This is a genomic window from Burkholderia sp. NRF60-BP8 (assembly GCF_001522585.2).
In the GTDB taxonomy this organism is placed as follows: Bacteria; Pseudomonadota; Gammaproteobacteria; order Burkholderiales; family Burkholderiaceae; genus Burkholderia.
Window position 1 is genome coordinate 709859 of sequence record NZ_CP013374.1, and the last position, 15352, is coordinate 725210.

General features: G+C 66.8%; 10 protein-coding genes. 8 read left to right on the plus strand and 2 right to left on the minus strand.

The window, feature by feature from the left end:
* Positions 1 to 29: 29 nt before the first annotated feature.
* Complete coding sequence (locus tag WS54_RS32815) at positions 30 to 1154, minus strand: aryl-sulfate sulfotransferase (RefSeq protein WP_059786649.1); 1125 nt, start codon at positions 1152 to 1154, stop codon at positions 30 to 32.
* A 102-nt stretch (positions 1155 to 1256) separates the two neighbouring features.
* Here WS54_RS32815 and WS54_RS32820 point away from each other — a divergent pair, with 102 nt between their 5' ends.
* From WS54_RS32820 to WS54_RS32860, 8 genes are all read left to right on the plus strand, one after another.
* A complete protein-coding gene (locus tag WS54_RS32820) occupies positions 1257 to 2210 on the plus strand; it encodes a LysR family transcriptional regulator (RefSeq protein ID WP_059786652.1) in 954 nt (317 codons plus the stop codon).
* Between the two features lie 229 nt (positions 2211 to 2439).
* Complete coding sequence (locus WS54_RS32825) at positions 2440 to 4425, plus strand: gamma-glutamyltransferase family protein (protein WP_059786654.1); 1986 nt, start codon at positions 2440 to 2442, stop codon at positions 4423 to 4425.
* A 442-nt stretch (positions 4426 to 4867) separates the two neighbouring features.
* Positions 4868 to 5410 carry a hypothetical protein gene (locus tag WS54_RS32830; protein WP_059786659.1) on the plus strand — a complete coding sequence of 181 codons (543 nt, stop codon included), beginning with the start codon at positions 4868 to 4870 and terminating at the stop codon, positions 5408 to 5410.
* A gap of 1126 nt (positions 5411 to 6536) precedes the next feature.
* On the plus strand, positions 6537 to 7664 hold the full coding sequence (locus WS54_RS32835) for a DJ-1/PfpI family protein (RefSeq protein WP_059786668.1): 1128 nt from the start codon (positions 6537 to 6539) through the stop codon (positions 7662 to 7664).
* Positions 7665 to 8307: 643 nt separating this feature from the next.
* Positions 8308 to 9558 carry a metallophosphoesterase family protein gene (locus WS54_RS32845; protein ID WP_059786679.1) on the plus strand — a complete coding sequence of 417 codons (1251 nt, stop codon included), beginning with the start codon at positions 8308 to 8310 and terminating at the stop codon, positions 9556 to 9558.
* Positions 9559 to 9561: 3 nt separating this feature from the next.
* Positions 9562 to 13032, plus strand: coding sequence for an ATP-binding protein (locus WS54_RS32850; RefSeq protein ID WP_059786694.1), 3471 nt, complete (start codon positions 9562 to 9564; stop codon positions 13030 to 13032).
* 123 nt (positions 13033 to 13155) lie between these two features.
* The gene (locus WS54_RS32855; protein ID WP_027786250.1) at positions 13156 to 13680 is read left to right on the plus strand and encodes an HD domain-containing protein; all 525 of its coding nucleotides are present in this window, start codon (positions 13156 to 13158) and stop codon (positions 13678 to 13680) included.
* A gap of 9 nt (positions 13681 to 13689) precedes the next feature.
* Positions 13690 to 14367, plus strand: coding sequence for a DUF429 domain-containing protein (locus WS54_RS32860; RefSeq protein WP_059786698.1), 678 nt, complete (start codon positions 13690 to 13692; stop codon positions 14365 to 14367).
* A 146-nt stretch (positions 14368 to 14513) separates the two neighbouring features.
* Here the strand turns inward: WS54_RS32860 and WS54_RS32865 are convergent, their stop codons facing one another.
* Positions 14514 to 14951 carry an ATPase gene (locus tag WS54_RS32865; RefSeq protein WP_236872850.1) on the minus strand — a complete coding sequence of 146 codons (438 nt, stop codon included), beginning with the start codon at positions 14949 to 14951 and terminating at the stop codon, positions 14514 to 14516.
* Between the last annotated feature and the right edge of the window lie 401 nt (positions 14952 to 15352).

Consider the following 15352-nt stretch of genomic DNA (forward strand, 5'->3'; position numbering starts at 1 on the left):
ATGGCCGGAAACCGGCGGTGAACGGAAGCTCAGGTCCGTAGCCAGGGCAATTGCGCGGCGCTGTAGCGGAACGTCTGGAACACGCTGTTCAACTGGCCGGGGCCGGTCCTGCGCGCCGCTTCGTCCGGGTATTCGGCGAACCACGGGATCACGTATTCCCAGACGACCTCGCCGGCCGGCGTCACTTCGAACAGTCGGCCCGTCGACGATTCGGTGATGTGCGTGTTGCCGTTCGGCAAGCGTTGCGCGTTGCCCATGAACGGCGTGTAGAACAGGTTCACGACGTCGTCCGCATACGACCACACGACCCGCTGCGTCGCCGGATCGATTTCCACGACGCGCGAGAACGCGACGTGCGCACCGTGGCGGAAATTGCCGTTGTCGAACGCGAGGATGTGGCCGTTCGGCAGCGGCACCGGCGCATGCTGGTGCGATACGACGTCGGGCCCGATCCTCAGGTCGACGCGCCCGGTTGCGCGGTTCACGCCGACGATTCCCGACGTCGTGCGCAGGCTCATCAGCACGCGGCCGTTCGCGTCGACCGCGAGACCGTTGACGAGCGGCCAGTGGTAGCGGCCGAACCCCGCCGCGATCGGAAAATCCTCCGGCCGCAGATGGTCGCGTGCATGCCATTCCCAGACGATCCGGCCGGCGCGGTTCACTTCGCGGATCACGTCCGCGTACATCACCTCGTCGTCGCCGTGCGCGGTGCCGCCCGGCACGCGCCGCGCGAATGCCGCGTCGACCGGTTCGCACGCGGCGTACAGCAGGTTGCCGTTCGGCAGCCACTGCGCGTCGTGGTGATGCGCGGGATCCTCGTAGCGCCACACGATGTCGCCTTGCGGCGTGACCTCGTAGAAATCGCCGCCGTGCCACATCGACCACGGTGCGTAGCGCGATTCGGAGTGCGGATGATTGCCGTTGTAACCGAGATTGCCGTTCGCGAGGATGACCGCGTGGCGGCCGGGACGCACGGGCATCTTCCACTGGTGGGCGACCTCGCCGTCGATGCCGACGAGATAGACGTTGCCGTCGGCCGTCTGCGGCGCGATGAGCGTATAGCCGCCCGCGGACAGCGCGGGGTCGTGGGCGATGAGGCCGACGCCGCGGCGGCGCTGGGTAATCTGGTCGACGGTCGTCACGGCGATCTCCATTCGAATCGGATACGGGAATGCAGCGGAATCTAGACGATTCGTCCGGTCAGTAAAATCGGATTATTCTTGACGGCCTGTTCGGAAAAATCTAACGGTACCTTCATGCGCTCGATATCGCAGACATTCCGCTGTTTCGACGAAGTCGCGCGGCGCGGCTCGATTCGCAAGGCGGCCGACGCGCTGCACCTGACCGCCGCGGCGGTCCACCAGCAGATCCGCAATCTCGAAGCGCAGGTCGGCGTGCCGCTGTTCGACCGGCTGCCGCGCGGCATGCAGTTGACGCTCGCCGGCGAGATCGTGATCGCGGCCGTGCGGCGCGGCCAGCGCGATTTCGACAACGCGCTGACGCAGGTCGAGGATCTGCGTGCGCTGCGGCGCGGGCACGTGAATCTCGCGGTGCCTGCCTCGACGGCGGAAAGGCTCGTGCCCGACGCGATTCTCGCCGCGATGCAGCGTTACCCGGGCGTCACGTACAGCGTGCGCTCGGGAAACGGCGAGAGCATCGTGCGCTGGGTCGAGACGGGCGAGGTCGACATCGGTTATGCGCTGCGCCGGCGCAGCGCGGCGGGCGTCGTCGAGGTGCGCGCGTTCGCGCAGCCGCTGGGTGTCGTCACGGCGCCCGGTCATCCGTTGGCGTCGACGGGCGGCAAGGTGCGGATGCGCGACTGCTTCGCGCATCCGCTGATCCTGATGACGCCCGACACGGAGCTGCGCGCGATGTTCGACCAGATCGATGCGCGGCAGCCGCGCAGCGTGCGGCCGCTGGTCGAAACCGGTTCGGTGTCGATGGTGCGGCGCCTCGTGGCCGCAGGGGCCGGCGTCGGTTTCCTGATCGCGGAAAACGTCGCGGACGACGTGGCCGCCGGCCGGCTCGCCTGGACGCCGCTGGCCGATGCGGGCGCGCGCTCGTTCAGTTGCATCTACCAGCGGGCGGACACGAGCGCGACGGTCGCGATGACGATGTTTCTCTCGTTCTTTTCCGAGGCGATCGACGCGATGGAGCACGCGTTCGCGCGTGGGCGGCCGGCCGCCGCGCGTCGCCGGGCGACAAGGTAACGGTCGCGATGCGAGCCGCATCCGCGTATCGGAATGCGATGCAATGCAGCAAGCAACCTCGCATGCCGGTTCGGTGACGTCGCGCACACGACATGCGGTTGCGTGAAGTCATTTCCTTATTGCGGAAAAAATTTTGTTCATGGGACTATCGAACGCGTCGCCCGTGCACCGAGGGGGTTGCAGGCGACAGGACGTCCATCGCAACGACCGACAAGAACATCGGCAGACCATGAACAGAACAGCGATTTTTCCGTATGCGTCCGCGTTGCTCGCGGCTGCCTTGCTGACCGCGTGCGGCGGCGACGTCGAGAACGAGGCCGCCCGCACGACGACACCTTCCACCGATGCGAGCTGCCTCGCGGTCGACAATAACGGCGCGACGGTCGTGGTGGGCTCGAACCAGCCGGGCGACCCGTCGCTGCCGGAAGCATCGTCGGGCTATCGCACCGGAATGAAGCCCGTCTATGCGAAAACCTACCTGGTGGCCACGTCGAACGCGTACGCGAGCGCGGCCGGTTGCGCGGTGCTGAAGAAGGGCGGTACGGCCGCCGACGCGGCGGTCGCCGTGCAGGCCGTGCTCGGTCTGACCGTCCCCGAGGCGACGGGCCTCGGGTCGGGCGGCGTGCTGCTCTACTACGATGCGCGCGGCAAGACGCTGCAGGCATACGACGGCCGCGAAACCGCGCCGGCCGCCGCGACGGAGAACTACCTGCGCTATGTCGATGACGCCACCGATCATTCGGCGCCGCTGCCGAACGCGCGCGCGAGCGGCCGTTCGATCGGCACGATCGGCGTGCCGCGGCTCATCGAGGCGCTGCAACAGGATCACGGTCGCTTGCCGTGGCAGAGCCTGTTCGGCGACGCGATCACGCTGGCGACCAACGGGTTCCCGATCGGCGGCCGGCTGGCCGACGCGATCGCGGCGAACGCAGCGAACCTGAAGCGGGACCCCGAAGCCGCCGCGTATTTTCTGAACGCCGACGGTTCGCCGAAGACGCTCGGCACCGTACTGAAGAATCCCGCCTACGCGCGCACGCTGTCGTTGATGGCGCAGTCGGGCGCGAACGCGCTGTACACGGGGCAGATCGCGCAGGACATCGTCGCGAAGATCGCGGTGACGAAGGGCGCGGACGGCTCGACGCTCACGCCGGGCAAGACGACCGTCGCGGATCTCGCCGCCTATCAGGCGAAGCGCCGCGAACCGGTGTGCACGACTTATCGCAGTTACTGGGTCTGCGGGATGCCGCCGCCGTCGTCGGGCGGCATCGCGGTCGCATCGGCGCTCGGCATTCTCGAGAATTACGACCTGAAGTCGCTGAAGCCGACGGCGATCGATCTCGAAGGCGGCAAGCCGACCGTCGCGGGCGTCCATCTCATCACCGAGGCCGAACGGCTCGCCTATGCCGACCGCGACAAGTACGTGGCCGATACCGACTTCGTGCCGCTGCCGGGCGGCACGTGGGACACGTTGCTGAACAAGCCGTACCTGAAATCGCGCGCGGCGCTGATCGACCCGACCAAAAGCATGGGCACCGCGCAGCCCGGCAATCTCGGTGCGGTGCCGCTCGGCGTCGACACGACGCTGATCGAGCACGGCACGAACCAGTTCACGATCGTGGACGGCGACGGCAGCGTGCTGAGCGCGACGACGACGGTCGAGTCGAGCATGGGCTCGTTCCACATGACCAACGGCTTCCTGCTGAACAATCAGTTGACCGACTTTTCCGCGAACCCGCTCGACACGTCCGGCAATCCGGTGGCCAACCGACTGCAGCCGGGCAAGCGACCGCGCAGCTCGATGGCGCCGACGATCGTGTTCGGGCAGGCCGCCGACGGCTCGCGCGGCGACTTCGTGATGGCGACCGGATCGCCGGGCGGCGGCACGATTCCGCAATACGTGGTCAAGACGCTGGTCGGCGCGCTCGACTGGGGGCTCGACGCGCAACAGTCGGCGGGGCTCGTCGACTTCGGCGCGAGCAACAGCCCGACGACCACGATCGGCGGCGAGCATCCGAACGTCAACACGGCGAACAACGGCGCGAACGATCCGCTGATCGCGGGGTTGCTCGCGCTCGGGCACAAGGTGTCGACTTCCGCGCAGGCGAGCGGCGTCAACACGGTGATGCGCGTGACGGTCGGCCAATCGCCGGTGTTGCAGGGCGGCACCGATCCGCGTCGCGAAGGCGTCGTGCTCGGCGATACGTTCCGGCCGTAATCGGGCAGCATGCGCACGGCCCGGGTCTGCTGCCGACGACCGGGGGCCGTGCATCGCGACGAGGCTGCATCGACGGCCGGGCAATCTCGATCATTCGGAATGCAGATATATGCGGCCGGCTCGTCAGCCGGCCGTTTAGTTGGTCGGCTGCCCCGATACATGGCGATCGCGCGAAGCGCCGGCGTGAAGCAGCCGGTCGCCCCGGTTCGCGGTTCAAGCCCGTCCGTCGTCAAATACGGCGTTCACTTCGCCGCAAGCCCCCGATTGTCAAACAGTGTGAGTCAATCGTCAGCATTTGCAACGGAAGTAACAGTCCCCGCAAATCAATCGTTTTGCGCGCCGGCGCCGCTACATTAGCCCCACTTGCCGCATGTCGCGGCGAGGCATGCGACAAGCCGCACGAAGGCGGCCCGCAGCAACAACGTCTTTGGGGAGAATGACCATGAACAAGATTCGTACGATTCTGCTGGGTGCCGCTCTGACGGCGATGGCGACGTCGGCTGCATTTGCACAGACGGCTCAGACCGGTGCCGAGGGTTCCGCAGGCGTCGGCGCCCAGGTCCAGACGCCGCTGCTCGGCGGCGGCGTGGGCGTGCAGGCTGGCGCCGGCGCGAATGCGGCAGGCTCGGGTTCGGGCGCGGGCAATGTCGTCGGCGGCGCACTGAACGGCGTCGGCAAGACGGTCGGCGGCGTGGGCTCGGCAGCCGGCACGGCAGTGGGCGGCGCGACGCAGGCGGTCGGTTCGGCGGCCGGCGCGACGAAGGATGCGGCGGCATCGGCCGTGCACGCGACGAAGTCGCACGTGAAGTACGTTGCCGGCTCGGCGAAGAGCCGTGCACAAGGCGCGATGTCGACCGCGGGCGATGTCGCGGGCGGCGCGAAGGCGAAGGCCGGCGAGGCGCTCGAAGGTGCGACGAACTCGGTGCAGGGTGGCGCATCGGTCGGCGTGAAGGGTTCGGCGTCGGCGCAAGGCGGCGCGCTGTAACGAGCAGCACGGATCTCGTCACGGCCCGGCCCGCTTCGATGCGGGCCGGGCTTTTTATTGGGGAGCGCGATACGTCGAGAAAGGCAAGGTATCGATATTGATCAGGATTGCAAAAGTAACAAGACTGGCGGCCTGAGCTGGATGACGAAAGGGGATGACAGTCGAGCTGGGGCAAGCTGACCGGCTTGGCGGCTGCGAAGATGGAACGACGGAGATACCGAGGCAATATCTGCACTGGGTGCTGCTATCGAGCGGCTAGCGGCCTCGAATGTCACGTTCATGACCCGGTGACGATCGTCGCAAATGAACGTGCAATAACGAAATAAAGTATTTGCAAGAAAAGTGAAAGTTGGTTTATAAATACGAGCGTTTCGTATTTTCTCTGTCACTCGCGCCATTGGCATTGAAGAGGGCGTCAAATGGCTGTAACACTGTTTGATGTGTGTCAGCTGCGCGCGCTTTCTCGTGACCATGAATGCCGCCTAAGAAGCAGGCTATGTCGCGTTGGGGATCCCGTGAATTGCTGAAATCGTCAGCCCGCGCCTGATGAATCGCAGGCGGAACACGGCATTTTCGTTGTCGAAACGTTGATTATTTGATCGGTGGAAGTTGCGAGCTATCTTGTGGTTCGCGTTGACGATCACCTGATCTTTTTAATTGATTCGAACGGCGAAATGATCGACATGTTTTTTAATAAAAAGTGAATGTATTATCGATTCCATTTTATTGGCGTGCAGTCGTAAATTCGAAAAAAATATTCCATGATTAATACGCTGCAGGGCACGAAGCATCCGCGGTGATTGAGCGTGTCGTCACGCCTTCAACGATATCCGCACGGGCACTGTCGCGTTTGCAGAGTCGGATCGCGTACCACTATCGGCAATGTGCGATGAGGTTGCGTTGCAATCGGACGCGTCGGCGCCGATCGAGGCACGTCAATGTTCAAGTCGACCAGCGCGAGGCGTTTGGCAGGCTTCTTCGGACGATCACGCTGAAGGTCCGCGACGCGCAGCGCGACGGCGACATGACATTCAACGTCGTGTTGCCGCCCGGAGGCGGCGTCGTGACGACCGACACGGACGCCACGCCTGATTACCGGGTGAGTCCCGTTCACGGAGAGGCTTCAATGCGTAAAGTCATGCTGTACTGGATGATGTTGCTGCTCGCGTCGTTTGCGTCGGGTATCGCGAATATTGCCCATGCGGGACCAGCAAGCGAAGCGCTGGCGCCCGCAGCGGCACGCGCAGACCGGCTGCCCGCCTATCAGCCGCGATTCGGTCGCACGCGCCCGATCGTCGCCGTCGTCGGCGAAAACGACTATACCGAGCTGACCGATTACGTCGTCCCCTATGGCATCGTTGCCGAATCGGGCGCGGCGGATCTCGTCGCACTTGCGACGAAACCGGGCCCCATCCGGATGTTCCCGGCGCCGATGAACGTCATTCCGGACGAAACCACCGCTCGGTTCGATGAGCGCGTGCCCCAGGGGGCGGACTATGTGATCGTGCCGGCCGTGCATCGCGACAGCGATCCGGCGCTGCTTGCATGGGTGGCCGAGCAGGCGAAGAAGGGCGCCACGATCATCGGCGTGTGCGATGGCGTCTGGGTCCTTGCACGCGCGGGGCTGCTGGAAGGCCGTCGCGCGACGGGGCACTGGTACTCGATGAGCGATCTCCGCAAGAAGTTTGCCGATACGCGATGGGTCGACGGCAAGCGTTACGTTGCCGATGGCAAGGTCGTCACGACGACCGGCGTCACCGCGACGATTCCGGTATCGCTTGCGCTCGTCGAGGCGCTCGCCGGACACGAACGCGCACTGCAGGTCGCCGAGCGGCTCGGACGGCCTGCATGGTCGTCCGAGATCGCGAGCGACCGATTCAAACTCGGATTGTCGGCGATGGCGACGATCGCAACCAATTACGTGTCGTTCTGGTCGCACGAGGATTTCGGTATCCCGATCGAGCCGGGTGTCGACGAAATTGCGCTCGTGCTCGAGGCCGACGCCTATTCCACGACGTTCCGCTCCACCGCCTACACGGTTGCAGCGAATCGCGAGCCCGTGCGCACCCGGCGCGGATTGACTATCGTTCCGGACCGCGTGGCCGGCGTCGATGCGCCTGCGCGGATGTTGTCCGTACCGATCGCGCGCTATCCGTTGCATGCGCTCGATGCATCGCTGAATGCGATCTCGTCCGAGTTCGGCAAGCGCACGGCCGCATGGGTCGCACTACAGATGCAGTATCCGGGTTACTGAGCTGCGCATCGCAGCGTCGCCCGGTTCGCCCCCGAGCCTGTCGGTTCTCCGCCCGTCTCCGTGGGAGCCGAGCATGTCCCTGTCGTTTCGTAACTGCTTCGGAGATTCGGAGCACGCATGGACGCTGTGCGATCCTCGCGCGCGCCGCTCCGCCGCGCTCCGCGCCAGGAAGGATTGACCGCGTCCGGCTATTTTCCGATGACGTCGCGGCTCGCGAGCATGATCGCCATGCGGCACCTCGCGACATCGTGGAAATGGTGATTTGCGAACTTCGGTCCGGATCTCCGGATCGGGCGGCGTCCCGTACCCATTGCCCGCACGTCGTGCTTAAATAGCGGCGCTCCCGATAGCCGGCTGTCGCGATGGCAACGCCGGCCGGCTCCGTTTCGCCGTCACGCACGCCTGCTGCGGCACAATGTCGGTTCGCATCGGTATCGCGTGCTTCCCCGCCATCCGCACCGATGGAGAACGCATGTCGTTACCGCTTTCAGGTACCATCCCGACCCGCTTGCAGTGGGCAGCATGATCCGGTCCGACGCGTGTCGCATGTGCGGCGGCAAGCCCGGCGGCTACCGGGACGACGCACGACGGCATGGGCCGTGCGAGCGGCGTCGCCCGTTCGTCATGAAACAGAGGAACCTTCGTGAAGTTCATCCACGCGGCAGACATTCACCTTGACAGCCCGTTGCACGGCCTGAGCGCATATCCCGACGCGCCGGCCGCGCAGTTGCGCAACGCGTCGCGCGAGGCGCTGCGGCAACTCGTGGATCGTGCGATCGAAGAGGAAGTCGCGTTCCTCGTGATCGCAGGCGACCTGTACGACGGCGACTGGAAGGATCACAACACGGGCATCTTCTTCGGCCAGCAGATGGGCCGCCTGCGCAAGGCCGGCATCCGCGCGTTCGTGCTCGGCGGCAATCACGATGCCGAAAGCGAGATGACGAAGAAGCTGACGCTGCCCGACAACGTCACCGTGTTCGGCCACCGCAAGCCGGAAACCTTCAGGCTGCCGGAATTCGACGTCGCGCTGCACGGGCAGAGCTTCAAGGACAAGGCGGTCGTCGACAATCTCGCGATCGGCTATCCGGATCCGGTGCCCGGGTACTACAACATCGGCGTGCTGCACACGGCGCTCGAAGGGTATGCGGCGCATGCGAACTACGCGCCGTGCACACTGGCCGAACTGCACGCGAAAGGCTACGACTACTGGGCGCTCGGGCACGTGCACGAATTCCAGCAATGGGCGGGCGCGTCCACCGTCGTGTTTCCCGGCAACCTGCAGGGGCGCCATATCCGCGAGACGGGCCGGCGCGGCGCGGTGCTCGTGACGGTCGAGCAAGGCAAGACGCAGGTCGAGCGCCTGTATCTCGACGTGCTGCGCTGGGAAGCCGTGTCGGTCGATGCGTCCGATTGCGTGTCGGTTGCGGATCTGTCGAGAAAGATCGGTCAGTCGCTGGAGGCGCTGTTGACCGTCGACGGCCACGTGCCGCGCGCGGTGCGCGTCACCGTCACCGGGCGCACGCCCGCGCACGGTCTCTTTTTCGGCCGCGCGCCGCAGTTGCGTGCGGAGGTGCTGAACCAGATCGGCATCATCGGCAACGAGCGGCTGTGGCTCGAGAAGGTCCGGCTCGCGACGTCCGCCGCCGATCGGCAGCCGGGCGAAAGCGAACCGCTCGAGGCGCTGGAGGACCTGAAGCAGATCCTGGCCGATGCCGCGCACGATCCGGATTTCCTCGCGCTGCTCGAACGCGACCTGAAGCCGTTCGTCGGCAAGGTCCGCAGCGACGTGAAGGAGGACGTGCCGTTGCTGACGATGGCGCGTGCGGGCGAGCTGACGGCGCTGGTCGAGCAGGTCGGGCCCGCGTTGCTGGCGCGGCTGGCGAGGGGGGAGTAAGCGATGCGCATCGGCCAGCTCGATCTGATCAAGTACGGCAAGTTCACCGACGAGACGCTGCGTTTCCCGTCGGCCCGCGAGGATTTTCATGTGATCGTCGGGCCGAACGAGGCCGGCAAGTCGACGATCCGCACGGCCGTGTCCGAGTTGCTGTTCGGCATGAAGCTGCAGACGCCGCTCGATTTCCTGCACAGCACGCCCGAGTTGCGGATCGGCGGCGTGCTGGAGAGCGGCACGGGCGAGCTCGCGTTCCACCGTGCGCGCGGGCGCAGTTCGTTGCGTACGCCCGCCGACGACAAGTTGCCCGACGACTATCTGACGTCGATCCTCGACGGCGCGACGCGCGAATTCTTCGAGCAGATGTTCGGGCTCGATCACGGGCGGCTGGTCGATGGCGGTCGCAGCATTCTCGACGCATCGGACAAGCTCGGTCAGGTGCTGTTCGAATCGGCGGCCGGTGTCGGCAGCCTCGGGCCGGTGCGCGAGGAGCTCGATGCGCGTGCGCTCGAATTGTGGGCGCCGCGTCGCAGCGGCAGCGCATTTGCGCTGGCCGAAACGGCGTTCAACGAAGCCGTGACCGAACTGAAGGCGGTCCAGGTGCGCACGCGCGACTGGGTCGATCGCAAGGATGCGCGCGAAGCGGTCGAGCAGCAGATCGAGCAGGCGCGTGCGGAGCAACGCCGGCTCGAAGCGCTGCGCTCGAAGCTCGAACGCGTGCGACGGCTCGCGCCGTACCTGAAGGAGCTGACGGTCAAGGATGCCGCGCTGGCCGAACTGGGCGCGGTCGTCGAGTTGCCGCCGACCGCGTATGCGGATCTGCTGAAGGCGCAGGGCGATCTCGCGGCCGAGCAGAAGGTGCTCGAGGAGCGGCGCGCCGACCTGCTCGCGAAGCGGCAGGCGCGCGAGGCGATCGTCGCGGATGCCGACACGCTGGCGCTCGAAGCCGATATCGAGGCGCTCGATCGGCTGCGCGGTGCATGCATGAATCACGCGCAGGATCTGCTGTTGCTCGGCGCGGACGTCGAGCGGCATCTGTCCGCCGCGTCGTCGGCGGCCGCGCAGCTCGGCTGGCCGACGGACGAAGCGTCGCTGCGCGCCGCGTTGCCGACGGCGCTGTCGCTGAAGACCGTCGCGAACCTGCTGCGCGAACATGGCGCACTGCATCAGGCGCTGGCCGGTGCGCGCGAATCGCTCGACGAACGCACGCGCGAACTGACGCAGGTCCGGGAACAACAGGCGCGCCTGTCGACCGTCGACGTGCCGGAAGCATTGCGCGCGGCGCTGGCCGATGCGCAAGGTTTTCGCAACAGCGGCCCGCGCGAGCAGGCGCTGGCGCACGAAATCGCGGCCGCCGAACGCACGCTGTCCGGCGCGCTCGACGCGCTCGGCCAGTGGCGCATGCCGGTCGATGCGCTGCGTGCGCTCGACGTGCCGTCGGCGGCGCGGCTCGGCGCGTTGCTCAAGGAAGACAGCGAGCGGGCCAGTGCGGCCGCCGCCGCGCGCGAGGCGCGCGACGGTGCGCTCGAAGAGCTCGAACGCCTCGAACTGCAAGAAAAGCATTTCGCGGAGAACCACAAGGTCGTCACGACCGCCGACGTGCTGGCGGCGCGTGCGCGTCGCGATGGCGCGTGGGGCGATATCCGCAACGGCGCCGTCGATCTCGCCACGGGCGCACCGGCGCTCGACGACGCGATTCGCCTCGCCGACGAACTCGTCGATGCGCAACTCGGCGCGACCCAGGCCGCCGCGACGCTGCAATCCTTGCGTCAGCAGGTCGAATCCGCGCGTGCGGGCGTGACGCGCCGGCAGGCCGCGCTGGACGAACGCGAGCGCGAGCTTGCCGCACATCGCGACGCCTGGGCCGCGCTCGCGACGGCGGCCGCGGTGCCCGGCATGCCGCTGGCGGCGATGGGCGACTGGCTCGCGAAGCGCGACACGGTGTTCGCCGCCCAGACCGATCTCGATCGTCAGCGTCGCGAACTCGATGCAATGCGCGCTGCCCGCGCCGGCGCCGAGGCCGCGCTGCGTGCGGCGCTGCTGACGGTATCGCGGGGCGGCGAATCGGACGGGCTGGCCGCGCTCCTCGCCGTTGCAGAGACGTTCGTACAGTCGGCCGAGAAGGCGGCTGCACAGAAGGACAGCCTCGACGATCGCGCGCGGGAAGCCGAACGCGGATGCGCGATCGCACAGTCGCGGGCCGGCCATGCGCAAACGGCTTACGATGCGTGGCAAGTGCAATGGCGCGACGCGCTGGCCGACGCGAAACTGTCCGCGAGCGCGACGACGCTGGCCGCGGCGGAAAGTGCGCTCGGGCTCGCGAATACGGTGACGGCCGAACTGGCCGAGGCCGTCGCGCCGCGCAACCGGATCGCCGCGATCCGCGCGGAGCTGGCCGCGCTCGAGGCCGGCGCGCGGCGGCTCGCCGAAGCGCTCGCGCCGGAGTGGCTGGCGAGCGGCGACTGGCCGGACGTGGCGCGCCGGCTGACGATGCGCCTCGCGGCCGCCCGGGAAATCGCGCGTGCGATCGAGCGGGCCGACGAGGCCGTGCGGCAGGCCGACGGCAAGGTTGCGGACGCGGCTGCCGCGGTGGCCGGTGCCGATGCGCGCATCCAGCCGCTGTTGCAACTGGCCGGCGTCGCGTCGATCGACGCGGCGCTGCCGCTGGCCGAGCGCTCGGATCGTCAGCGCCAGCTTCGACAGGCGGTCGATGCCGCGCACGAGGCGCTGGTGCGAGACGGCGACGGGCTTTCCCGGTCCGCCGTCGAGGCCGAGGTGGCGGAACAGGACATTGCCGACGTGCCGGCGCATCTCGAAGCGGTGAAGCAGTCGCTCGCCGATATCGGCAGGCGGCTGAACGAGCTGGCGCAGCAGCAGGTCGTGGCCGACCAGGCGTTCGGCGCGATCGACGGCCAGGCGAACGCGGCCGTTGCCGAGTCGAAACGGCAAGAGGCGCTGGCGGCGATGGGCGACGCGGCCGAACAGTATCTGGAGGCAGCCACGGCCAGCCGCTTGCTGAAGTGGGCGACGGATCGCTACCGCGACCAGAAGCAGGGGCCGATGCTGCGGCGCGCGGGCGAGATTTTCGCCGGACTCACGCTGGGCGAATTCGCGAAGCTGACCGTCGATACCGAACGGACGCCGCCCGCGCTGTATGCACGGCGTACCAGGGGAACGTCGGTCGAGGTCGCCGGGCTGAGCGAAGGGACGCGCGATCAGTTGTTCCTCGCGCTGCGGATCGCGGCGTTGGAGTTGCAGCTCGGCAGCCGTACGGCGCTGCCGTTCGTCGCCGACGACCTGTTCATCAATTTCGACGACGCGCGCGCGAAGGCGGGGCTCGATGCGCTGCGCGATCTGTCGACGCGCACCCAGGTGCTGTTTCTGACGCACCACGACCACCTGCTGCCGCTCGTGAAGGACGTCTTCGGCGCGCGGGTCAACGTGATCGAGTTGCAGCGCGCGCCGGCCGGCGCGTGACGCGACGGGGTACGCCGGGGTGCTGCCGCACGGGAAGGGTCATCGGGTACAGGTAGTATGAGCGGTTCCGAAACGCACGCGGCCGGTTCGGCGGTCGCGGGTCTGGCCACACGAGGGGGGAATATGAAGAAGCTGGTAGCCGCGATTGCGTTCGCGGCGGACAAGCATCGCAATCAACGGCGCAAGGATGAAGAGGCGTCGCCGTACATCAATCATCCGATCGCGCTCGCCGACGTGCTGGCCAACGAGGCCGGCGTCGAGGACGAACGCGTGATCGTCGCGGCCGTGTTGCACGACACGGTCGAGGATACGGAGACGACCGAGCAGGAGTTGCTGCGGCTGTTCGGCAAGGACGTGGCGGACATCGTGATGGAAGTCACCGACGACAAGTCGCTGCCGAAGGACGAGCGCAAGCGTCTGCAAGTCGAGCACGCGGCCACCATCAGCCGGCGCGCGAAGCTCGTGAAGCTGGCCGACAAGATCTGCAACCTGCGCGACATCGCCCGGCATCCGCCTGCGGACTGGCCGCTCGAACGCAAGCAGGCGTATTTCGACTGGGCGAAGTCGGTCGTCGACCCGATGCGCGGCGTCCATCCCGGTCTCGAGGCGATCTTCGACACCGCGTACGCCGCACGGCCGGCTGACTGAGGCACGCACATGCGATCGGCCCGATCCGCCGCGCGAGAACCGGTTGCCGTGGCGGGTGTCGATGTCGGCGGCGACAGGAAACTGTGCGATCTCGTGATCCTGCGTGGCTCGACGATCGTCTGCCGGGAAGCGCGGATCGCGCCCGAGTCGCTGCCTTCACTATGTCTCGCCCATGACGTCGTGGCCATTGGCGTCGACGCCCCGAGCCTGTGGTGGGTGGGGAGCGGTCGCCGCGCGGCCGAACAGGCGCTCGCGCGTGAACGGATCTCGTGTTTCCCGACGCCGTCGCGGGAGCAGGCCATCGCGAGCACGTCGGGCTTCTTCGACTGGATGTTCATGGGAGAGCGCGTCTACCGGGCGCTCGCGGACGCTTATCCGTTGCTGACCGACGCGCGTTACGCGGGCGGGCGCGTGAGCTTCGAAACCTATCCGTATGCGATTACCTGCGCGATGCTGGGCAAGGCCGTGGCGTCGGCGAAGCAGAAGCGCAATCAGCGTCGGCAATTGCTGGAGCGGCTGGGCATCGACGTATCGATGCTGCGCTCCGTCGATGCGCGAGACGCGACCCTGTGCGCGTTGACGGCGCAGTACGTGATCGACGGGAACGCGCATGCGTATGGCGATGCGGCGGGCGGATACATCCGCGTGCCGATGATGAGCGAGACGATTGCGCTGGATTCGCCGTAGGGCGACGTCCGGCTCTGCGCGCGGTGGCGGTTGCAGGGCCGCTTCGGGTGGGGAGGATGCGGCCGGCGCGGGGACGCAGATTGTCAGCTAGCGGTTGTTGGCGGGCACGACGGGGCCGGTGCACCGCGCGATTCCGGTGAGCCTGTTCAATCCTCGAGGATGGATTTCGGCACGCTGGACAGGTCGCAGGCCTGTGCATGCTCGAAGTAGCTGTCCGCATCGTCGATCATCACGACCGCGACGTCGATCAGCTCGTCCAGGCGTTGCAGCAGCGATTCCCGCCACTCGATGTCTTCATCGCGCTCGGGCGCCTTGTCCAGCTGCTCGATGATCGAGTCGGCCGTCTGCAGGAATGGAATCGCCTGCTGATAATTTTCGATCGAGACCAGCGCCGCATTGCGCGCGCCGACGAGCCTCTCGCGATGCGCGTCCGCCAGTTCGGATTCGCCGCTGATGCGCGGCAGCATGTCCGAGATGCGTTGCAGAAGCGGCGGGACCTGTTCTTCCAGTCGCATCGCGCGTTCGCGCAGGGCGGCATATTCGTCGCGAAGGTCGGTGTCGCCGGGTTGAGTCGTGCTGTCCATCATCGATTTGAGTGCGTGGTTCGGTCGCGGCATGATACTCGACCGCGCCAGTTTCCTTGCGCGGTCCCCGTCCGCCTGTATACAGGGGGGAAGACGCGTTCGTCATATCTTTGGAGGGCGGCACGCGTTGCGATTTACGGCTCGTCGAATCCCAAAGCCCCCGTGCGCGGCAGCGCACGGGGGCTTTTTCAAACTTTCTTCACAAAGGGCTTGCGCGGACGGGGGCGGATGCATAGAATCACGCCTCTTTCGCGCTAACGGAAACGCGGCGCGGAAGGAAGGGAAGCGGTGCTGTCGAGGTTCGGAAGTAGCGAGCCCGACGGCGCAGGAAGAGGACCCCGCAGTCGCAACGATGTAGTGCAGAAAGTTGTTGACGAGCTGCGAAACGCGGTTCATAATCT